Below are 19,839 nucleotides of genomic sequence, written 5' to 3' on the forward strand. Positions count from 1 at the left end.
CGCTATACGGAATGAGTGCTATCTTCGGGGAGAACTTCTCCCGGAGGAGCCGTACCTGCATGTACCTCGAGCTCGATACCCCCTCGCTCGTCATCGACCTCGACGCGGTCAGGGCCAACATCGCCGAGATGGCCAAGACGGCCGCGGCGCACGGCGTCAGGCTGCGACCGCACATCAAGACCCACAAGATGCCCGAGCTGGCCCGCATGCAGCTCGACGCCGGCGCGAGCGGCATCACCTGCGCCAAGCTCGGCGAGGCCGAGGTGATGGCCGACGCGGGCGTCGACGACATCCTGCTGGCCTTCCCGATCTGGGGCGAGCCCAAGCTGCGCCGCCTGGCCGCGCTGCGCGAGCGCGCCCGGGTGCGGGTCAGCCTCGACTCACCCGAGGTGGCCGCCGGGCTCGGCCGGCTGGGCGGCCCGCCGGTGGAGGTGCTGGTGGAGGTGGACACCGGGCAGCACCGGCTGGGCAGGCCGCCGGGCCGGCCCACCGCCGACCTGGTGGCCGAGATCGCCGCCGTCCCCGGGATCGAGGTCGTGGGGCTGCTGACGCTGGCCGGGCACGCCTACCACTCACGCGACCGCGCCGAGCTGGAGGAGACCGCCCGCCGCGAGGGGGAGGACCTCGTGGCCACGGCCGAGCTGTGCCTGCGCGACGGCATCGAGCTGCGCGAGATCAGCGTCGGCTCCACCCCGACCGCCCGGTACGCGGCCGGGGTCGCCGGAGTGACCGAGATCCGGCCCGGCACCTACATCTTCAACGACACCGCGATGATGCGCCTGGGCGTGGCCACCGAGGAGAGCGCCGCCGCCCGCGTGCTGACCACCGTGATCGCCCGATCCGTCCCCGAGCGGGTGGTCTTCGACGCCGGCACCAAGTGCCTGACCTCCGACGGCGCGGGCACGCCGGGCTGGATCAGGGCCGTCGGCCTGCCGTACCTGCACCTGGACTTCCTCAACGAGGAGCACGGCGTGGCCCGCCTGGAGGCGGGCCACCACGACGAGCTGCCGGTCGGCACGCGGGCGCAGCTCATCCCCAGCCACGCGTGCGCGGCCGTGAACCTCTTCGACGTCGCCCACGGGGTCGAGGACGGCCGGGTCACCACCGAGCTTCGTGTCGCCGCCCGCGGCGCGGTGCGCTAGCGGGAACGGAAGGAGAACGCCATGCGGGGACTCGCGGGCAAGCGGGTTCTGATCAGCGGGGGGAGCAGCGGCATCGGCGCCGCCACGGCCCGCAGGTTCCTGGAGGAGGGCGCCAGGGTGGTGCTCGGCGGGCTCGACGCGGCCGAGGTGGACAAGACGGTGGCGGAGCTGTCCGGGCTGGGCGAGGTGAGCGGCATCGCCGGTGACGTCAGCACGGAGGCCGACGTCACCCGCCTGGTCGAGGGGGCCGTGGAGACGCTCGGCGGGCTCGACGTGCTGGTCAACAACGCCGGCACCGCCTGGCGCGAGCCGTTCCTGGAGATCACCCCCGGGCACTGGGACACGATCATGGCGGTGAACCTGCGCGGCATGTTCCTGGTCGCCCAGGCCGTCGCCAGGCACCTGGTCGAGCAGGGCACCGGCGGGGTCATCCTCAACATGTCCTCCACCAACGGGCTGGGCGGCGAGGCCGACTACGCCCACTACAACGCCTCCAAGGGCGGCGTGCTGCTGCTCACGAAGACGATGGCGGTCGAGCTGGGCAGGCACCGCATCCGCGTGAACGCGCTGTGCCCCGGCTACATCCGGACGCCGCTCAACGCCTCCATCTCGGCGGGCCTGGACGGGGACTTCGTCTCCGGCTACGAGCGCGACCACATCCCGCTGGGCCGGGCCGGGCTCGCCGAGGAGGTCGCCGCCGGATACGCGTTCCTGGCCTCCGACGACGCGGCCTTCGTGCACGGCACGGAGCTGGTCATCGACGGCGGGCAGCTCGCCATCATGTGAGCCCTACTCGTGGGGGAGGAGGTAGCGCCACGCCAGCGCCAGCTCCTCCCCTGACGACGTGCGATAGACGCGCCTGCTCCCGGGGGCGGGCAGCAGCCGGGCGATCGCCCGCGCCTTGGCGCCCGCGTAGTCCCGGGTGTTCTCGCTGCTCTCGTGAGGGGGCACCGGCAGGCCGCGCGGCCACGGCTTGGCCGTGTCGTAGCCGCCGACCCGGTCGGCGGACAGCCGCACCCGGGCGACGGCGTACGGGCGGCCTCCGGCCGCGACCCGGTCGGCCAGGTGGCTGAGGCGGTCGCGGGCGCTGGTCAGCGCGGCGTCGTAGCCCTCGGGAGTCTGGTCCAGATGCGGGACGTAGACCTCGCGCAGCCCGTTCCCCGTGTCGACGCCGAGGACGGTGGCCGGCGCGTCGTACACGGTCGGCGTGCCCGGCCGGGGCGAGACGGTGGCGGGTTGCCCGGACAGGTCCTGGCGCAGCGCCTTGACCAGGGCTTCGACCTCGGCGGGTGGCAGGCGCAGCTCGTGGGCGGCCTCCGCGATGGCCCGGCCGTCGGCGTAGACGACCAGCGCGGGAGGGCGGACGGCCCTGAGCCCGGGAGCCAGGTAGCCGCCCTGCCGTGACCATGTGGCGACCGGGCGCCCTGGGGCGGGCGCATCGGAGACAGGCGCATCGGAGACGGGCGCATCCTCAGCGGGCTCATCGGCGGTGGGCGCGTCTGTGGTGGGTGGTTCAGGTGTGGGTGGTTCAGGTTCGGCGACCGGCGCAGGAGCCGGCGAGCTTCCAGACAGGGGTGTCTCGCCGGCTCCCGCGCCGCCGCACGCCGCCAGTGCCAGCACGAGCGCCAGCACCGGAACGGCGCTCCAGCGTGAAGTCATACCCGTGAAACGATCTCCACAGGCGATCGGTTCAGCCCGTGGTGAGGGTGACCACGTTGGGGGCGTAGTCGTTGCGCGTACCGTCCGTGGCGTGGAAGACGATCTTCTGGGTGGTGCCCGTGCCGGTCAGCAGCGAGAGCGGCACCGACCACTTGTAGAGGCCGTCCGTGCTGGAGACCAGCGGGCTCACGCCGGCCACCGCACTCCACGACCAGGCGGTCGAGGCCCCGGTCTTCTGGAAGAGGGTGTTGTTCTCGATCATGTACTCGGCGCCGATCGTGTTCACCGACCAGCCCGTCTGGTAGTTCGCGTCGGTGTCGATGAAGACGTGGTGGGTGGTGTACGGCAGGTTGAACTTCGCCGTGTAACTCGCCGTGCCCGCGTTGACCGACGCCACCGCTCCGGCGATGGGGGCGACCGGGGTGGAGGGGGCGGTGACGGTGAGGACGTTCGCGGCGTAGTCGTTGCGGTCGCCGTCCGTGCCGTGGAAGACGATCTTGTGGGTGGTGCCCGTGCCGGTCAGCAGCCAGGAGGGCACGGACCACTTGTAGAGGCCGTTCGTGTCGGAGACCAGCGGGGTCACGCCCGGCACCACGGTCCACGACCACTGGCCCGGGTCCCCGGTCTTCTGGAAGAGGGCGTTGTTCTCGACCATGTACTCGGCGCCGATCGTGTTCACCGACCAGCCCGTCTGGTAGTCCGCGTCGGTGTCGATGAAGACGTGGTGACCGCTGTACGGCAGGTTGAACTGCGCCTGGTAGGTCGCCGTGTTCTCGTCCATCGCCGCCGTCGCGCCGGTGACCGGCACCGGGTCGGTGGTGGTGACGGCGGTCGCGGCCGACTGCGCCGAGGCGCGGCCGGTCGTGTCACGGGCCCGCACGGTGAAGCTGTAGGAGGTGTTGAGCGCCAGGCCGCCGAGGTTGACGCTGGTGCTGCCGCCGGGCAGGGACAGCTCCCGCACGCCGTTCCTGAACACGTCGTAGAAGGCCACGCCGTCGCCGGAGTCGCTGTCCGTCGAGGCGGTCCAGGTCAGCTTGACGCTGGTCGGGCCGACGTCGGACGCCACGGGCTTGCCGGGCACCGTGGGGGTGCTCGCGCTGGCGGCGGCGGTGGTCACGGACAGGGCCGTGCCGGCGGGGGAGACGTTCCCCGCCCGGTCGCGTGCCTTGATCGTGAAGGAGTAGGCGGTGGCGGCCGTGAGCCCGCCCACGTCGAAGGTGGTCGCCGACGGCGTGAGGTTGGCCGTGCTGCCGATCTTCACGGCCCCCTGGTAGACGTCGTAGCCGACCACGCCGGGGTAGGCGGCGGAGGCCCAGCTCAGGCGCGCGCTGGTGGCCTTCACCAGACTTGAGGCAGGCGTGGCGGGCTTGGCGGGAGCCGCGCCGCCGCTGCCCTTCGCCGCCGTCACCTGGGACGACAGGTACGAGGGCAGCGCGTCCCAGGGGTTGTCCATCTTGTCGTCGGTCACGTACACGTACCCGGCGTTGTTGGCCTTGGACGTGGCGATGACCGTGGCCATGGCCGCTGCGTCCGGCACGTCGTAGACCAGGTGCCAGATGCGCTTGGGGTCGGCGGTGGCCTCCCAGGCCGACGGCAGGTAGGGCGCCTGCCGGTTCTGGTAGGAGCTGTAGGAGCCCTCGAAGGTGACGAGGATGTCGGCGGCGTCCTGGAAGCACGCGGCGGGCGAGACACCGGGGTTGGCGATGGTGGTCGCGCCCAGGTGGTACGCCTTCACGTACGCGGTGGCCTCGCGGTACAGGCTCACCCAGGTCTCGCTGCCCGCGGTCGGTCCGCAGGCGTTCTGCGCCTGGTCGAAGAAGATGCCGTCGATCGAGGAGCCGTAGAACTCGTACCACTTGTTGATGTCGGACTGGATCTGCGCCCGCCAGTCCTCGACGGCCAGCGAGCCGAGCCGGGTCCGGTTCGAGGCGTAGCCGGTGGTGCCGAAGTAGCCGGTGTCCACGTAGCCGATGACCTTCATCCCGGCGGCGTGCGCGGCCGACAGCGCGGCGGTGTAGGCCGGCTTGGCCAGGTTGCCCGGGCCGTTGGCGACGTTGGCCACCACCACGCCGGGCTTGCCGGTCATCGTGTTGAGCTGCTGCCAGTAGTCGGGAGTGTTGCCGGGCAGGAAGTAGGCGGGTACGGCCACCTGCTGGTCGAGCACGGCGTCGGCCGCCTGCGCAGGTGTGGCGGCCAGCAACGGGATCACTAAGAGCGTCGCTCCGAGCAACGTGCGCCGGCGGGACTTGAGCATGTGCACCCTTTCTGGGCTACTGGAACAGTGCGTTGACTTCGGTGTTGGCCTTGGGGAGCACGGTCCTGGCGTCGGCGGTGCCCAGCAGGACCGACGAGATCGCGGTGTCCATGAGTTCGTTGATCTTGTCGGCGTTGTCGGTCACCGGCAGCAGGAACGTGCCGTCGGCGGCCTTGGCCGCCTCCACGAACGGCTTGACGTCCCGCCCGGCCGCCTCGTGCGCCGCCACCGCCTTGTCCGAGGAGGTGGTGATGGCGGGCAGCACCTCGGTGGTGGCGGCGATCAGGTCCTGGCACTCGGCGGAGGCCGTGAACTTGACCCACTGCCACGCCTCCTCCTTGTGCTTCGTGCCGGCGTAGATGGCGTCGGAGACGCCGTTGATGGGCGACTTGCGGCCCAGCGGCGCCGTCGGCAGCGGCGCGACCGCCAGGTCGAGCGCCTTGTTGTCGAGGTAGGGCTTGGCCATCCACGACCCGGCCATGACCATCGCGGTCTTGCCCGCCTGCAGCACCGCGTCGCCGCCGAGCGCCGACTGCTTGTCGTACGGCGGCGCGTACCCCTTCTTGATCAGGCTCGCGAACCAGTCGATGGTCTCGGCCAGCTTCGGGTCGTCGTAGAAGTACTTGGTGCCGAACGGGTTCTTGTCCAGGTACTTGAAGCCGTTGCCGACCGCGAACGCGGCCCAGCCCGTCTGGCCCAGCGCGCCGGTGTTGTAGTCGGGGGCGATGCCGTAGACGGCCACGTGCTCCTTGTCGAAGCCGGGGTCGGTGCCCCTGCGGCCCTCGTCGTCCACGGTGAGCGCGGCGATGGCCTGCTCGAACGTGCCGCCGTCCTTCGGGTTCCACGTCCACTCGGCGAAGCCGGCGGGGTCGAGGCCGGCCTTCTTCACCTGGTCCTGGTTGTAGAAGACGCCGATGGTGTCCCAGTCGAGCGGCAGGCCGTACCGCTTGCCGTCGCGCACCCAGACGTCGGCCAGGCCCTTCTGGTACTGGCCCAGGTCCACCTTGTCGCGCTCGACGTACTCGCTGAGGTCGAGGAGCTGGCCGTTCCTGGCGAACTGCGGGTAGTACGCCACCGAGTCGCGGAAGACGTCCGGCGCGGTGCCGGAGACGACCTGCGTGGTGAGGTTCTGCCAGTACTGGGCCCAGGCCACGGAGCTGAGCTTGATCGTGATGTTCGGATTCTTCTTGGTGAAGGCGTCGGCGCACTGCTTGTAGGCGGGCACCTGGCTGTCGACCCACATCACGTAGTTCAGCTCGACGGGCCCCGCCTGCGCGTCGGTGCCGCCGCCGCACGCCGAGGTGGCGCAGACGAGCGTGACAAGGGTCAGAAGGGTCTTGCGGGACATCTGGGGGGTCCTTTACTTGATGCCGGTGAAGTTGAGCGAGTTGGCCAGCCGCTTGCCGAAGACCAGCAGGAGCAGCAGGACGGGGATCACGGAGAGGGTCGAGCCGGCCATCAGGCCCGTCCAGTCGGGGCGGGCGTTCGGCGACTGCTGCAGGAACACGCCGAGCGCCACCGTGAGCACCCGGCTGCCCTCGTCCTGGCCGACGAGCAGCGGCCAGAGGTAGTCCTTCCAGGCGTAGACGCCGTTGATGACGGCGATCGTGATGAGCGGGCCCCGCGACATGGGCAGCGCCACCCGCCAGAACACGCTCCACACGCCCGCGCCGTCGATGACGGCGGCCTCCTCGACCTCGCGCGGCAGCGACAGGAAGAACTGCCGCAGGAAGAAGACCGTGAACGGGGTCATCAGCAGGATCGGCGCGACCAGCCCGGCGAAGGTGTTGAGCAGGCCCAGGTTGCGCACGAGCGCGAAGTTCGGCAGCAGCGTGAAGATCGGCGGCACCATCAGAGCGGCCACGAACGCCGAGAACAACGCCTCCCTGCCGCGGAAGCGCAGCCGTGCCAGCGCGTAGGCGGCCATCGCGCACGACAGCGTCTGCACGGCCACCACGACCGCCGTGTAGACGACCGAGTTGCGCAGGTACAGCAGGAAGTCGAGGGAGGCGCCCGAGCCGCCGGCGGCCTGCGCCTCGGCGAGCGTGGACAGGCCCAGCACGCGCTTGAAGTTGGCCCAGGTGAAATGCCGCGGCCACAGCGAGAAGTTGTCGGAGAACAGGTGCTGGGCGTCGGTGAGCGCCGTACGCACCATCCAGTAGAACGGGAACACGGTCACCAGGACGGCCAGCCCCAGCACCGTCCAGGCGGCGATCCGGCCTGCGCGCATGACGGGCCCTCCCTATCCGAGGTCCGAGTCGGAGGCGCGCATCAGCCGCATCTGCACCCACGTCAGCACGCCGAGGATCAGCACGAGGCTGAGCGCCATGGCCGCCGCGTAGCCCATCCGGAAGTGGGTGAACGCCTCCTGGTAGATGTAGTAGTAGATGACCTTCGTGGCGTTGACCGGGCCGCCCCTGGTCGCCACCGCGATCGTGTCGAAGATCTGGAAGCAGCCGATCACCGAGACCACCAGCACGAGCGCGAGCACGGGCCGCAGGAGCGGCAGCGTGACGCGGAAGAACGTGCGGACCTCGCCGGCGCCGTCCATCGCCGCCGCCTCGTACACCGACGCCGGGATCTGCAGCATGCCCGCGTACAGCAGCAGCGCCACGTACCCGACGGAGGCCCAGGTGGTCACAGCCGCCACGCTCGGCATGGCCTCGGCGGGCGCGTTGAAGAAGCCGTGCGTGGGCAGGCCCATCGCGTTCAGGAGCTGGTTGACGAAGCCGAGGTTGGCGTCCAGCAGCCACAGCCACAGCAACGCGGTGGCCACGTTCGGCACCAGCCAGGGCAGCAGCAGCGTGGCGCGCAGCACCACCGACTTGGTCAGCCGGTGCATCAGCGCGGCCAGCAGCAGCGCCAGCGTGAGCTGGCCCACCAGGTTCAGCACGGTGTTGTAGGCGGTGAGCAGCAGCGCCTTCCAGAACAGCGGGTCCGTGGCCAGCTCGGCGTAGTTGTCCAGGCCGACGAACGCGGGCTCCGACAGCAGGTTCCAGTCGGTGACCGACAACCACACGCCGCGCACGCTCGGGTAGAGGTAGAACGCGGCGAACCCGATCAGGGCCGGGAGCAGGAAGAGCACGGCGTGGCGGCCCTGCCCGCCCTCGGCGCTGTGCTTGAAGGCCGGCTTGAAGGGGGCCGGCTCGGCGCGCGTGAGCGTCGCGGTCATGCCAGCCTCGGCACGAGCCGCAGCGCGTTGCCGGTGTAGACCTGCCGCAGGACGTCGTCGGGCAGGTCGAGGCCGGAGATCGTCCAGCGGCCCATCGGCGGCGGGTCGTCCAGGGAGTGCGCGAACGCCTCGTCGTCGGTCTCCATGAACCGGAAGTGGATGCGGTAGATCTCCCGGTCCGGCGGGATCTCGTCCGTGCCGAACAGCACCCTGTCGGGGTGGCGCAGCATCAGCGCGCGCGTGGCGCGCGGCTGGCGGCCCAGCTCGGCGATGCGCGCGGCGATGTCGATGTGGAAGTTCCGGTACGTGTCCAGCAGGCGGCTCGCGAAGGCCAGGTTCTCCGGCCAGCAGCCGGCGTGCACGCCGATCACCGTGGTCGCCGGATGCCGGGCGATCATCGACTCCATGGCCTCCATCAGCCGCTCGAACGACGGGAACTCAGGGCCCGAGAAGTTCCAGTCGGGCCGGGCCGCCAGCAGTTCGAGCCGCTCGTTGCGCTCGTCGGCCGGCTGGAAGAAGGCCACCGGGTCGGCGGTGTGCAGCGCGATCGGGACGCCCGCCTCGCCGACGGCCGCCCACAGCGGGTCGAGCCGCGGGTCGTCGAGCATGACCAGCTCGCCCCGGTGGTCGCGGACCCGCAGGCCCACGTCCTTCCACACCTTCAGCCCCGCCGCGCCCTCCGCCACGTTGCGGCGCAGCTGCCCGGCCAGCCGCTCGCCGAAGCCGGGCTCGGCCGCCTGCGACCAGTCCACGTGGCAGAACGTGGCGAACCTGCCCGGGTAGGCGGCGTCGTAGCGCTCGATGTTCTCGGCCAGCTCCCTGCCCCAGCGGCCGTCGAGGTTGACCATGCCGCGCAGGTTCAGCTCGTCCATGAGCCCGATCAGGGCAGGCACGTCCTTGACCATCCAGCCGCCGTCCTCGGTCAGCCAGCGGCCGAGGTGGATGTGCGCGTCCACGACCGGCACCCGGGCGCGGTCCACCTCGTGGACCGCCACCTGGAGCTGCGAGATCGGCCGGTAACGGGACAGGGGCAGATCCGGGCTACACATTCCTGATTCCCTCCGGTAGCAGGTCGCCGTGGGCGGCGATGAGGTCGTCCACCAGCTCGCGGATCTTGCGGACCGGGAGCGTGGCCGCGGTGTTGGGGTCGAGCAGCGCGGCCTGGTAGACGTGGTCGCGCCGGCCTTCCAGCGCCGCCTTCACGGTCAGCTCGCTGACGTTGAGGAACGTCCGGTTCAGCGCCGCCACCTGGGCGGGCAGCTCGCCGATCCGCACCGGTTGCACGCCCGCGCGGTCCACGTGGCAGGGCACCTCGACGGTGGCCTCCTGCGGCAGGTTGGCGATCAGCCCGCCGTTGCGCACGTTGCCGTGGATCATGCGGCGGGTGCCCGTCTCCATCGAGTGGATGGCCAGCGACGCCAGCTCCTCGCCGCGCTCGATCGGCACTCCCCTGCCCTCTTCGAGCGAGCGCCGGTACGCCGCGTACTCCTCGAAGCCGTCGGCCAGCCAGTCGAGATAGACGCCGACCGGGATGCGGTAGCGCGCCACCTCCTCCTCGTGCGGCAGGAACCAGGGCAGATACTCCGAGCCGTGCTCGCTGGACTCGGTGGGGAAGTAGCCGAAGCTCCGGTAGACCTCGACGCGGACCCGGCGGGCCAGCTCGGGGTCCCGGGCGATCAGCTCGTCGAGGCGGCCGTAGAGGTTCTCGCCGTCGCGCTCGAAGCGCAGCACGAACGCCTGGTGGTTGACGCCGGCGGTGAGGAAGGAGATCTCCTCCTCCGGCACGCCGACCATCCTGGCGAGGGTCTTCTGCGTGTCGCGGGCGGCGTGGCAGACGCCGACGACGTTCTTGAACGCCGTGCCCGCGTACACCGACCACGGGATCATCGACATGGGGTTGGTGTAGGTGAACAGGGTGGCGCGCGGGGCCAGCTCGGCCAGGTCGTCGCCGATGCCGACCATGACGGGGATCGTGCGCAGCGCGCGGAAGATGCCGCCGATGCCGAGGGTGTCGGCGATCGTCTGGCGGACGCCGTACGCGGCGGGGATGTCGAAGTCGCGCCTGACCGCGTCCAGGCCGCCCACGGCGATCTCGTTGATCACGTAGTCGGCGCCGTCCACCGCGGCCCTGCGGTCGGCGTGCGCCTCGACCTTCGCGCCGATGCCCAGCTCGGCCACCATCCACCTGGCCATCGCCTCGGCGGTGTCGAGCCGGGCCTGGTCGATGTCGTGCAGCACGACGGTCGACTCCGACAGCTCGGGGAAGGTCAGGAGGTCGGACAGCAGGTTCTTGGCGAACGTGATGCTGCCGGCGCCCACCAGGACGATGCGGGCCATCGCTACGCTCCTTCCGGGGTGAGCAGACCCTTTTCCGGGGTGAGCAGGGCCTTGACGGGGGTGGCGCGGCCGTTCATCAGCGTGGTGAAGACCTGCGCGCCCTCGGCCAGGGGGAAGGTCTCGACCCAGCTCAGGTCCCAGCCGGCGACCAGGCCGATGGCGGCGGCGAAGTCGGCGTCGTCGTAGGCGAACGAGCCGAGCACCCGCTTCTCGCCGCGCACCAGGTCGGCGGCGTCGTAGCCGGACACGTGGTCGGCCAGGCCCAGCCAGACCGCCACGCCGCCGGGCCGCAGCCGGGCGACGGACTGCTCGTGCGTGGCGGCGGCGCCCACCGCGTCGAAGACGACGTCGTACTCGCCGGTCAGCTCGGGGCCCGCGGCCGAGGCGCCGAGGCGGGTGGCGATCTCCAGCCGGCCGGGCGCGCGGTCCGCCACCTCGACCGAGGCGGCGCCGCCGCTGAGCGCCACCTGGAGGCAGGTCAGCCCGATCGCGCCGGCGCCGAGCACGCCGACCCTGGCGCCGGACGGGCGCCCGGCCAGCCGCCAGGCGTGCACGGCGTTGGCGGCGGGCTCGACGACGCCGGCGGCGGTCCAGCCGAGCCCCTCGGGCAGCGGCACCACGGCGGCGGCCGGCACCGCGACGCGCTCGGCGAACGCGCCGGGGCGGTGCACCCCGATGATCCGCCGGTCCCTGCAGACGTTGCGCAGCCCGGCCGCGCACACGTCGCACTCGCCGCACGACAGGATGGGGTTGACCGTCACGGCCCGCCCCTCGTCCGTGCGCCCGGCGAACTCGTGCCCCATGACCAGCGGCGGCACCCGGAAGCCCGGCGTCCTGACGCCGTGCAGCTCGCTGCCGCAGATCCCGGACGTGACCACGTGCACCAGGACCTCGCCGGGGCCGACCGCGGGCTCCGGCACGTCCTGCTGCTCCACCACACCCGGCCCGGTGAAGACGAGCGCCTTCACCGGGGGTGTCCGGTCGCCGAAGGGAGGCGTTCCATGGGTGTTCCTCATTCCGTATCGCAGAACGACGTTCCGAACTGGCGATAGGAGATCACTGCCGCGAAGAGCGTGTCAAGAGGGTCGTGGCCGCACAGGGGGCGGTGAACTGGGGTGAAGAAGGCTGCTGCGGGCTGTTCCGTGATATGGAATGGCGTTACGGGATACGGGAGACGATGGATTCCGGCCCGGGTGTAAATCATTTATCGGAGCCGGCGGTACGCAGGTGGAGCGGAGAAAAATTCTCCATACGCCGTTGCCGACCAGGTGATCGACTCCGAGTCAAATAACGTTTCGGGGTCGTTTCGGGGAGAAATTCGAACAGGCTGTTGAAGGCGGGGATAATTATTTACCTCACGGGGGCAACCTCCCACAGCTGACGGACGGAACGGGGCGGCGGGTGGAGGGGATCATCGCCAGGTTGCGCATGTCCGCCGCCGCCATGCCCGGAGCGCAGCGCGCGCTCGCCGAGCTGGTGCTGGCCGACCCCGACGCGGTCTCGCACATGACCATCGTCGCCCTCGCCGGCCGGTGCGGCGTGTCCACCGGCAGCGTCACCAGGCTCTGCCGCGCGCTGGGCCTGCGCGGTTACCCCGAGCTGCGGATCGCGCTGGCCGCCGACAGCGGCCGGATCAAGGCCGAGCCGTGGAGCTCGACGATGGGCGCCGACGTGAGCGAGGACGACGACATCCCGCGCGTCGCCGAGGTCGTCCGCGCGGCCATCAGGCAGGCCGTCGGCGACACCATCGGCGGCCTCGACCTCGACGCGGTCGGGCGGGCCGCGCGGGCGCTGGCCGCGGCGCGCCGGGTGTGGGTGTTCGGCATCGGGGGCAGCGGCACCGTGGCCTCGGAGCTGCAGCAGCGGCTGCACCCCATCGGGGTGCCGGCCTGGGCCACGCTCGACCCGCACCTCGCGGTCAGCGGCGCGGCGCTGCTCGGCCCCAGGGACGCCCTGGTGGGGATCTCGCACAGCGGCCGCACCCGCGAGACGATCGACGTGCTCGCCCAGGCCGCGTCGAGCGGCGCCACCACCATCGCCGTGACCAACGACGCCGCCTCCCCGCTGGCCGGGCAGGCGAGCATCCCGCTGATCACCGTCGTCCGCCAGGCGGGGCTGCGCACGGAGGCCCTGTCGTCCAGACACGGGCAGCTCGCGGTGATCGACCTGCTCTTCATCGCCACCGCGCAGTGCGCCGTCGAGCAGGCGAGCCGCAGCGTGCGCACCGCGCAGCAGGCCGTGGCGCCGCGCAAGGAGAGGCTGTGACGGGGCCGCCCCCCGACCGGGCCGGACGGAGGAAGTGAGGCGTTGTGATCGCAGTACGGTTCTCGGTGCTCGGCCCGCTGACCGTGGTCCGCGACGGGCGGCGGGTGCCCGTTCCCGGCGGCAAGATCCGCGCCGTTCTCGCGACGCTGCTGCTGCGGCCCAACCAGGTCGTCACCGTCGACCACTTCGCCGAACGGCTGTGGGACCAGCGCGTGCCGCGCAACCCGCGCCGGGTCCTGCAGACCAACGTCGCGCGCCTGCGGCAGTCGCTGGGCCTCGGCAAGCTGATCCTGACCGAGCCGGGCGGCTACCTCGCCCGGCTGCGCGCCGACCAGCTCGACCTGCTCCGGTTCCGGCACCTGGTCGAGCAGGCCGGCCGCGCCACCGCGGAGGAGGAGGGGCGGCTGCTGCACGAGGCGCTGCGCCTGTGGCACGGGCCCGTGTGCGCCGACGTCGAGTCCGACACCCTGCACAGGATCGACGTGCCGCCCCTGGCCGAGCAGCGCCTCCAGGTGCTCGAACGCCGCATCGACGCCGACCTGCGGGCCGGTGAGCACGCCGCGCTCACCGCCGAGCTGCGGGCGCTGACCGCCGAGCATCCCCTGCGCGAGCGGTTCTGGGCCCAGCTCATGACCGCCCTGTACCGGGGCGGCCGGCAGGCCGAGGCGCTCGACGCCTACCGCGCCATCGCCGGCCTGCTGCGCGACGAGCTCGGCATCGACCCCAACGCGGAGCTGCGCCGGCTCCACCACGCCGTGCTCACGCAGGAGCGGCTCGTGCTCCGCGCGGCGCGGCCCGCGCCCCAGCCCGCGTCCCGGCCCACCCCCCGGCAGCTGCCCGCCGACGTTACGGCGTTCACCGGGCGGGCGCGGGAGCTGGCCGCGCTGGACCGGATGAGCGACGCGTCCGCGGCGATGGTCACCGCCATCACGGGCATGGCGGGGGCCGGCAAGACGGCGCTGGCCGTGCACGCCGCCCACCGCCTGGCCCCGCACTTCCCCGACGGGCAGCTCTTCGTCGACCTGCACGGCCACACGCGGGGCAGGGCGCCGGCCGACCCCGCCGACACGCTCGCCCGCGTGCTCGGCCTGCTCGGCGTGCCGGGGGAGGCGATCCCGCCGCAGCTCGCCGACCGGGCCGCCCTGTACCGCAGCGTGCTGGCCGGCAGGAAGATGCTCGTCGTCCTGGACGACGCCGTCGGCGAGGAGCAGGTACGGCCGCTGCTGCCCGGCACGGGAGCCTGCCGGGTGCTGGTCACCAGCCGCCGCCGGCTGCTCGACCTCGACGGCGCCCGCACGGTGCCGGTGGACGTGCTCCCGGAGGCGGACGCGATCCTGCTGTTCACGCGCGCCGCCGGACGTGAGCGCCTCGCGAGCGCGCCCCAGGAGGCGCCCGCCGAGGTGGTACGCCGCTGCGGCCTGCTCCCGCTGGCCATCCACCTGGCCGCGGCCCGGCTCCAGGCCCATCCGGCGTGGAGCGCCGGCCACCTGCTCGAACGGCTGCGCGAGCCCGGCCGCCGGCTGGGCGAGCTGCGGGCCGGGCGGCGCAGCGTCGCAGGCGCGCTCGAACTGTCGTGCCGCGGCCTGGCCCCCGACGGGCGGCGCGCCTACCGCCTGCTGAGCCTGCACCCGGGGGCCGACATCGTGCCGGAGGCCGCCGCCGCGCTGCTGTCCACGACCGTGGCCGGGGTCTCGGCGCGGCTGGAGCGGCTGCTGGAGCTGCACCTGCTGCAGGAGCCCGAGCCCGGCCGGTACCGCTTCCACGAGCTGGTCCGCGCGCACGCCGCCGAGCTGGCCGCGCGGGAGGAGTCCGAGGACGGCCGGCGGGCCGCGCTGACCCGGCTGCTCGACCACTACAGCCGGGCCGCCTCGGCCGCGATGGACCGCCTCTACCCGTACGAGGCCGACACGCGCCCGCACCCGCCCGCCCCTCCTGCAGCCCCGCCCGCCGCCGTGCCCGCGCCTGATCCCGCCACGGCCGCCGCCTGGCTGGAGGACGAGGCGGCCACCCTGCTCGCCCTCGCCCGGCACGCCGCCGAGCACGGCTTCCCCGAGCACGTGCGGCACCTGGCGGCCACCCTGCACCGCTGCCTGGTCACCAGGGGCCGCTACGCCGAGGCGGAGACCCTGCAGACCCGGGCGCTGGCCGCCGCCCGCGCCGCCGCCGGCCGTACCGGAGAGATGGAGGCGCTCCTGGCGCTGGGCGAGCTGCACCACCGGCAGAACAGGACCGAGCCGGCCGTGCGGGACCTCTGCCAGGCGCTGTCCATCGCCCGCGAGCTCGGGCACCGCACCGGGGAGCTGCGCGGGCTCACCGTCCTCGCTCAGGTGCACGCCGTCCACGGGCCGCACCCCCGCTCCTCCGCCGACTTCTCGCTGGCGTTGTGCGTCGCCAGGCGGATCGGTCACCGCACCGGCGAGCTGGACGCGCTGATCGGCCGCGGCGACGTGCTGCGCAGGTCAGGGCGGTACGACGAGGCCTTCGACACGCTCACGGAGGCCCTCGGCATCGCCAGGGCCAACGGCCACCGCACCGGCGAGGTGCACGGGCTGCTCGGCCTCGGCCACGTGCACCTCGCATGCGGCGAGTACGGCCCGGCCACCGGCTGCTTCACCCGGGCGCTGGAGTCGGCCCGCCGCACCGGGCACCTGCCGGCCGAGCTCGACGGCCTCACCGCGCTGGGCGACCTGCACCGGGCGCAGGGGCGGCACCGGCAGGCCCACGACCACTACGAGCGGGCGCTCGGCCTGGCCCGCCGGGCCGGCAACCGCACCTGGCAGTTCGAGGCGGTGCAGGGCATGGGGCGGCTCTGGCACGAGCGCGGCCAGGCGGGCCGGGCGTTCGAAAGCCACCGTCAGGCGCTCAGGCTCGCCGCGGACCTCGGCCGGCCGGGCGACCAGGCCCGCGCGCACGACGGCCTCGCGCACGCGCTGGCCGCGCTCGGGCGGCGCGAGCAGGCCCGCCACCACTGGACGCAGGCGCTGAGCATCCTGGCGCCGCTGGGCACCCGGCAGGCCGAGGAGGCCGGGGTGGACGTCGAGAGCATCCTCGGCCACCTCGGGCGCGTCACCGCAGAGGGCTCGCTGAGACGCCTCTGCCAGCCCCGGCCCGCCTGAGCCTGCCCGGCGCATGACCGGATGACCAGGCGAACATGAATCGGCCATCGGCGTGTCCCGATGATCGCGGGGGCAGGGGTGTCTGTGATGTGAGGTGGTGAGGCATGATGCCGGAGACGAAGGACGTACAGGCGCTGAAGCGGCGCCTGGGCCCGGTCGGGGTCTGGAACAGCACGCTGAGCGGCGAGCCCGCCTCGGTCGAGCGCGAGGCGGCCGCCGAGATCGAGAGCCTCGGCTTCGGCACGTTGTGGATCGGCGAGACCCCCACCGGCAAGGAGGCGCTGGCCCACGCCGCCATCCTGCTGGGCGCGACGAGCAGCCTGACCGTCGCCACCGGCATCGCCAGCATCTGGGGCCGCGACGCCACCGCCGCCGCGAACGGGGCGAACACGCTCGCGGAGGCGTACGAGAGCAGGTTCGTGCTGGGCCTCGGGGTGAGCCACGCGCCGGCGGTCGCCGGCCGGGGGCACGACTACAGCAAGCCGGTCACGGCGATGCGCGAGTACCTCGACGCCATGGACGCCACCGAGTACGCCGGCCCGCTTCCCGAGCCGGCGCCCCGGCTGCTGGCGGCGCTGCGGGGCAGGATGCTGGAGCTGGCGGCGCGGCGGGCGTACGGGGCGCATCCCTACTTCGTCACCCCGGAGCACACCGCCCGCGCCCGCGCGGCGCTCGGGCCCGAGCCCGTGCTGGCGCCCGAGCAGACGGTGATACTCGAAAGCGACCCGGACCGGGCGCGGCAGATCGCGCGCGGTTTCACGGCCCGGTACCTGGCGCTGCCGAACTACACCAACAACCTGCTCGACCTCGGCTGGAGGCAGGACGACCTGACCGACGGCGGCAGCGACGCACTGGTGGACGCCATCGTGGCGTGGGGCGACCCGGACCGGATCATCGAACGGGTGCGGGCCCATCACGAGGCCGGGGCCGACCACGTCTGCATCCAGCCGCTCGCCGACAGCCCGCAGCAGCTGCTGGAGCACCTGCGCGTGCTGGCGCGCTCGGACGTCGTCGCGAGCTGACACCGACGGGAACGGGGGAGTGGGCTCGTGCGAGTCATCGTCGATCTGACGCGCTGCCAGGGGTACGGGCAGTGCGTGTTCCTCGCGCCGGACGTCTTCACCATGCACGACGAGGCGCTCCTGTACGACCTGCAGCCCGCCGACGAGCACCGCGAGCACGTGCTCAGGGCGGCGGCGGCCTGCCCGGTCCAGGCCATCCACCTGGACAGGACGGCGCTGCCGCTGGATCTGCCCAGCGACCAGGAGGTGCGCCCGCAGCTCACCGACGGGCGGATCGTGATCGTCGGAGCCTCGCTGGCGGGCGCGCGGGCGGCCGAGGTGCTCAGGCGGGACGGGTTCACCGGCTCGCTGACCATGATCGGCGACGAGACGCGCGAGCCGTACGACCGGCCGCCCCTGTCCAAACAGGTGCTCACCGGCCAGGTCCCGCCCGAGCACACCCTGCTGCCCCGCCTGCGCGAAGTGGAGGCGGAGCTGCTGTTCGGCACGCCGGCCACCGGCCTGGACGTCGCGGGCAAGCGCGTGCACCTGGCGGACGGCAGGCAGGTGGAGTTCGACCGGGTGCTGCTGGCTACCGGCACCCGCGCCCGCCCCTGGCCGGACCGGGCCGAGGCGGCGCTCGCCGGCGTCCACACGCTGCGCGACGCGCGCGACGCCGCCGAGCTGCGGCAGGCGCTGGCGGCCGGCCCGCGCCGGGTGCTGATCCTCGGCGCCGGGTTCACCGGCAGCGAGATCGCCTCCGTCTGCCGGGAGCTGGACCTGCCGGTGACGGTCGTCGAGCGCGGGCCCGCCCCGCTCTACAACGCGATGGGGGGCGTGATCGGCGACGTGGCCGCGCGGCTCCACCGCGAGCACGGCGTGGACCTGCGCACCGGCACGACCGTCACGGCGCTGGAGTCCGACGGGAACGGGCGGCTGAGCGGGGCCAGGCTGTCGGACGGCAGCACGGTCGAGGCGGACGTGGCCGTGGTGGCGCTCGGCTCGATCCGCAACGTCGAGTGGCTGCGCGACTCCGGCCTGGCCGCCGGGGCGTGGGGCGTGACCTGCGACGCGGGCTGCCGCGCCGTGGACCTCAACGGCCTGGTCACCGACGACGTGTTCGTGGCCGGCGACATCGCCCGGTTCCCGCACCCGCTGTACGAGTACCAGTTCATGAGCCTCGAACACTGGGGTAACGCGGTCGCCCAGGCCGAGATCGCCGCGCACAACATGGTCAGCGACCAGGCGCACCGCTGGCCGCACCTGTCGGTGCCGGTCTTCTGGTCCAGCCAGTTCGGCGTGAACATCAAGTCGGTGGGCGTGCCCACGTTCGCCGACCAGGTCGTCTTCGCCCAGGGCTCGCCGGAGGAGCGGCGGTTCGTCGCCGTCTACGGCTACCAGGGCCGGATCACCGCGGCGGTCACCTTCGACCAGGCCATGTGGCTGGAGTTCTACCAGCGCCAGATCGAGCAGGCGGCGCCGTTCCCGCCGGACTTCCGGCACGTCGCCGCCGGAGCGGACGGGGGGCCGGTGCCCGCGCGGGTCCCCGAGCGGCTGGTGGCCAGCGCGGGCGCCACGGTCGTGGTGACCGGCCACGATCCCGCGGAGCGCCGCGCCACGCTGGTGCACCCGCGCTGACAGCAGGAGAGAGAACATGGACGTCCTGAAGCAGATCCTCGACCCGGCCGCCCGCGCCGACCCGTACCGGTACTTCGGCGCGCTGCGCGAGAGCCCCGTGGTGGCGCAGGACGACGGCAGCTACCTCGTCACCACCTACCGCGAGATCGTCGCCCTGCTGCACGACCCGCGCATCAGCTCCGACCGCCGCAACCTCAGTAGCGCCGCCGTCCACGACCCCGACCTGCACCCGTCCTTCATCGGCCTGGACCCGCCGGAGCACGACCGGCTGCGCGGCCTGGCCATGCGGCACTTCGGCCCGCCGCACTCGCCGGAGACGGTCGAACGGCTGCGCCCGAAGATGCTGGAGCTCACCACCGCCCTGATCGACGGCCTGGCCGGCAAGAACAGGGCCGACCTCGTGGACGAGGTGGCCTACCCGCTGCCGGTGGCGGTGATCTGCGCGCTGCTCGGCGTACCGGAGGAGGACGAGCCGCGCTTCCACGCGCTGGCCGACGAGGTGGTCGAGACGCTCGGGCCGGGCGAGGAGGACCGCGAGGAACGCGAGCGGGCCCGCAGGGCGGCGGCCATGGAGCTGTCGCGTTACCTGGCCGGGCTCGCGGAGGCCCGCGGGCGGGAGCCGCGCGCGGACATGCTGTCGGGCCTGATGACCTACCGCGGCCCCGAGGGCGGCATGACGCCCGACGAGGTGGTGTCCACGGCGGTGCTGCTGCTGATCGCCGGCCACGAGACCACGATCAACCTGATCGCCAACGGCATGCTCACCTTCCTGCGCCGCCCCGACCTGCTGCACCGGCTCCGTGAGGAGCCGACCCTGATCATCCCCGCCGTCGAGGAACTGCTGCGCTACGAGCCGCCCGTGCAGTTCGTGTCCTCGCGGGTGGCGCTGGACGACATCACGATCGCGGGCACCACGATCCCGGCGGGCGCGCCCGTCGTGCTGGCCATGGCGGCGGGCAGCCGCGATCCCGGCCACGTGGCCCGCCCCGACGAGTTCCGCCTCGACCGGCCGCGCAACGAGCACCTCGGCTTCGGCGGCGGCGTGCACTACTGCTTCGGCGCGCCGCTGGCCAGGACGGAGGCGCAGATCGTGCTGAACGAGCTGATCCGCAGGCTGGACAACCCCCGGCTGGTCGCGGACCCGCCGCCGTACCGGCCGAGCGCCGTCCTGCGCGGGCCACGGCACCTGGTGGTGGACTACGACGGAGTCGCGTGACCGCGGGGACGTGTTGTCATACGACTTATTGAGTCATAC

Annotated in this window: 15 protein-coding genes; 7 read left to right on the forward strand and 8 right to left on the reverse strand. The window is 72.7% G+C overall.

The window, feature by feature from the left end:
- Window positions 1–59: 59 nt before the first annotated feature.
- Together LCN96_RS19430 and LCN96_RS19435 are read left to right on the forward strand one after the other, a co-directional pair.
- The gene (locus LCN96_RS19430; RefSeq protein ID WP_225274258.1) at window positions 60–1,142 is read left to right on the forward strand and encodes an alanine racemase; all 1,083 of its coding nucleotides are present in this window, start codon (window positions 60–62) and stop codon (window positions 1,140–1,142) included.
- A 21-nt stretch (window positions 1,143–1,163) separates the two neighbouring features.
- Window positions 1,164–1,928, forward strand: coding sequence for an SDR family NAD(P)-dependent oxidoreductase (locus LCN96_RS19435; protein WP_225274259.1), 765 nt, complete (start codon window positions 1,164–1,166; stop codon window positions 1,926–1,928).
- A 3-nt stretch (window positions 1,929–1,931) separates the two neighbouring features.
- Here LCN96_RS19435 and LCN96_RS19440 read toward each other — a convergent pair whose 3' ends face one another.
- Genes LCN96_RS19440 through LCN96_RS19475 form a run of 8 tightly spaced genes read right to left on the reverse strand, consistent with a single transcriptional unit; the run spans window position 1,932 to window position 11,532 of the window.
- Complete coding sequence (locus LCN96_RS19440) at window positions 1,932–2,801, reverse strand: hypothetical protein (protein WP_225274260.1); 870 nt, start codon at window positions 2,799–2,801, stop codon at window positions 1,932–1,934.
- Between the two features lie 31 nt (window positions 2,802–2,832).
- The gene (locus LCN96_RS19445) at window positions 2,833–5,055 is read right to left on the reverse strand and encodes a spherulation-specific family 4 protein (protein ID WP_225274261.1); all 2,223 of its coding nucleotides are present in this window, start codon (window positions 5,053–5,055) and stop codon (window positions 2,833–2,835) included.
- 16 nt (window positions 5,056–5,071) lie between these two features.
- Window positions 5,072–6,403 carry an ABC transporter substrate-binding protein gene (locus tag LCN96_RS19450; RefSeq protein ID WP_225274262.1) on the reverse strand — a complete coding sequence of 444 codons (1,332 nt, stop codon included), beginning with the start codon at window positions 6,401–6,403 and terminating at the stop codon, window positions 5,072–5,074.
- Window positions 6,404–6,415: 12 nt separating this feature from the next.
- The gene (locus LCN96_RS19455) at window positions 6,416–7,285 is read right to left on the reverse strand and encodes a carbohydrate ABC transporter permease (protein ID WP_225274263.1); all 870 of its coding nucleotides are present in this window, start codon (window positions 7,283–7,285) and stop codon (window positions 6,416–6,418) included.
- A gap of 12 nt (window positions 7,286–7,297) precedes the next feature.
- Window positions 7,298–8,227, reverse strand: a complete 930-nt coding sequence (locus LCN96_RS19460) for a carbohydrate ABC transporter permease (RefSeq protein WP_225274264.1) — start codon at window positions 8,225–8,227, stop codon at window positions 7,298–7,300.
- Complete coding sequence (locus LCN96_RS19465; protein WP_225274265.1) at window positions 8,224–9,276, reverse strand: amidohydrolase family protein; 1,053 nt, start codon at window positions 9,274–9,276, stop codon at window positions 8,224–8,226. The genes LCN96_RS19460 and LCN96_RS19465 overlap by 4 nt, the downstream gene beginning before the upstream one ends.
- Window positions 9,269–10,564: an alpha-galactosidase gene (gene melA, locus LCN96_RS19470; protein ID WP_225274266.1), complete on the reverse strand. Its 1,296-nt coding sequence runs from the start codon at window positions 10,562–10,564 to the stop codon at window positions 9,269–9,271. Before melA ends, LCN96_RS19465 begins: the two co-directional genes overlap by 8 nt.
- A gap of 2 nt (window positions 10,565–10,566) precedes the next feature.
- Window positions 10,567–11,532: an alcohol dehydrogenase catalytic domain-containing protein gene (locus LCN96_RS19475; RefSeq protein WP_225274267.1), complete on the reverse strand. Its 966-nt coding sequence runs from the start codon at window positions 11,530–11,532 to the stop codon at window positions 10,567–10,569.
- 433 nt (window positions 11,533–11,965) lie between these two features.
- Between LCN96_RS19475 and LCN96_RS19480 the strand changes: the two genes are divergently transcribed.
- From LCN96_RS19480 to LCN96_RS19500, 5 genes are all read left to right on the forward strand, one after another.
- Window positions 11,966–12,829 carry a MurR/RpiR family transcriptional regulator gene (locus tag LCN96_RS19480; RefSeq protein ID WP_225274268.1) on the forward strand — a complete coding sequence of 288 codons (864 nt, stop codon included), beginning with the start codon at window positions 11,966–11,968 and terminating at the stop codon, window positions 12,827–12,829.
- A gap of 44 nt (window positions 12,830–12,873) precedes the next feature.
- A complete protein-coding gene (locus tag LCN96_RS19485) occupies window positions 12,874–15,945 on the forward strand; it encodes an AfsR/SARP family transcriptional regulator (protein WP_225274269.1) in 3,072 nt (1,023 codons plus the stop codon).
- A gap of 104 nt (window positions 15,946–16,049) precedes the next feature.
- Window positions 16,050–16,967 carry a TIGR03620 family F420-dependent LLM class oxidoreductase gene (locus LCN96_RS19490; RefSeq protein ID WP_225274270.1) on the forward strand — a complete coding sequence of 306 codons (918 nt, stop codon included), beginning with the start codon at window positions 16,050–16,052 and terminating at the stop codon, window positions 16,965–16,967.
- 27 nt (window positions 16,968–16,994) lie between these two features.
- Window positions 16,995–18,584 carry an FAD-dependent oxidoreductase gene (locus tag LCN96_RS19495; protein WP_225274271.1) on the forward strand — a complete coding sequence of 530 codons (1,590 nt, stop codon included), beginning with the start codon at window positions 16,995–16,997 and terminating at the stop codon, window positions 18,582–18,584.
- Window positions 18,585–18,600: 16 nt separating this feature from the next.
- Entirely contained in the window at window positions 18,601–19,800 is a 1,200-nt protein-coding gene (locus LCN96_RS19500) for a cytochrome P450 (RefSeq protein WP_225274272.1), read from the forward strand.
- Window positions 19,801–19,839 lie beyond the last annotated feature (39 nt).

The sequence above is a fragment of the Nonomuraea gerenzanensis genome (genome assembly GCF_020215645.1).
Taxonomy (GTDB): Bacteria; Actinomycetota; Actinomycetes; order Streptosporangiales; family Streptosporangiaceae; genus Nonomuraea; species Nonomuraea gerenzanensis.

What these genes read in the sequence shown, in the direction of transcription:
- LCN96_RS19435 (WP_225274259.1), top strand. Translation starts at nt 1,164, where the DNA reads ATGCGGGGACTCGCGGGCAAGCGGGTTCTGATCAGCGGGGGGAGCAGC.
- LCN96_RS19500 (WP_225274272.1), top strand. Translation starts at nt 18,601, where the DNA reads ATGGACGTCCTGAAGCAGATCCTCGACCCGGCCGCCCGCGCCGACCCG.
- LCN96_RS19465 (WP_225274265.1), bottom strand. Translation starts at nt 9,276, where the DNA reads ATGTGTAGCCCGGATCTGCCCCTGTCCCGTTACCGGCCGATCTCGCAG.
- LCN96_RS19450 (WP_225274262.1), bottom strand. Translation starts at nt 6,403, where the DNA reads ATGTCCCGCAAGACCCTTCTGACCCTTGTCACGCTCGTCTGCGCCACC.
- LCN96_RS19440 (WP_225274260.1), bottom strand. Translation starts at nt 2,801, where the DNA reads ATGACTTCACGCTGGAGCGCCGTTCCGGTGCTGGCGCTCGTGCTGGCA.
- LCN96_RS19430 (WP_225274258.1), top strand. Translation starts at nt 60, where the DNA reads ATGTACCTCGAGCTCGATACCCCCTCGCTCGTCATCGACCTCGACGCG.
- LCN96_RS19445 (WP_225274261.1), bottom strand. Translation starts at nt 5,055, where the DNA reads ATGCTCAAGTCCCGCCGGCGCACGTTGCTCGGAGCGACGCTCTTAGTG.
- LCN96_RS19455 (WP_225274263.1), bottom strand. Translation starts at nt 7,285, where the DNA reads ATGCGCGCAGGCCGGATCGCCGCCTGGACGGTGCTGGGGCTGGCCGTC.
- LCN96_RS19490 (WP_225274270.1), top strand. Translation starts at nt 16,050, where the DNA reads ATGATGCCGGAGACGAAGGACGTACAGGCGCTGAAGCGGCGCCTGGGC.
- melA (WP_225274266.1), bottom strand. Translation starts at nt 10,564, where the DNA reads ATGGCCCGCATCGTCCTGGTGGGCGCCGGCAGCATCACGTTCGCCAAG.
- LCN96_RS19460 (WP_225274264.1), bottom strand. Translation starts at nt 8,227, where the DNA reads ATGACCGCGACGCTCACGCGCGCCGAGCCGGCCCCCTTCAAGCCGGCC.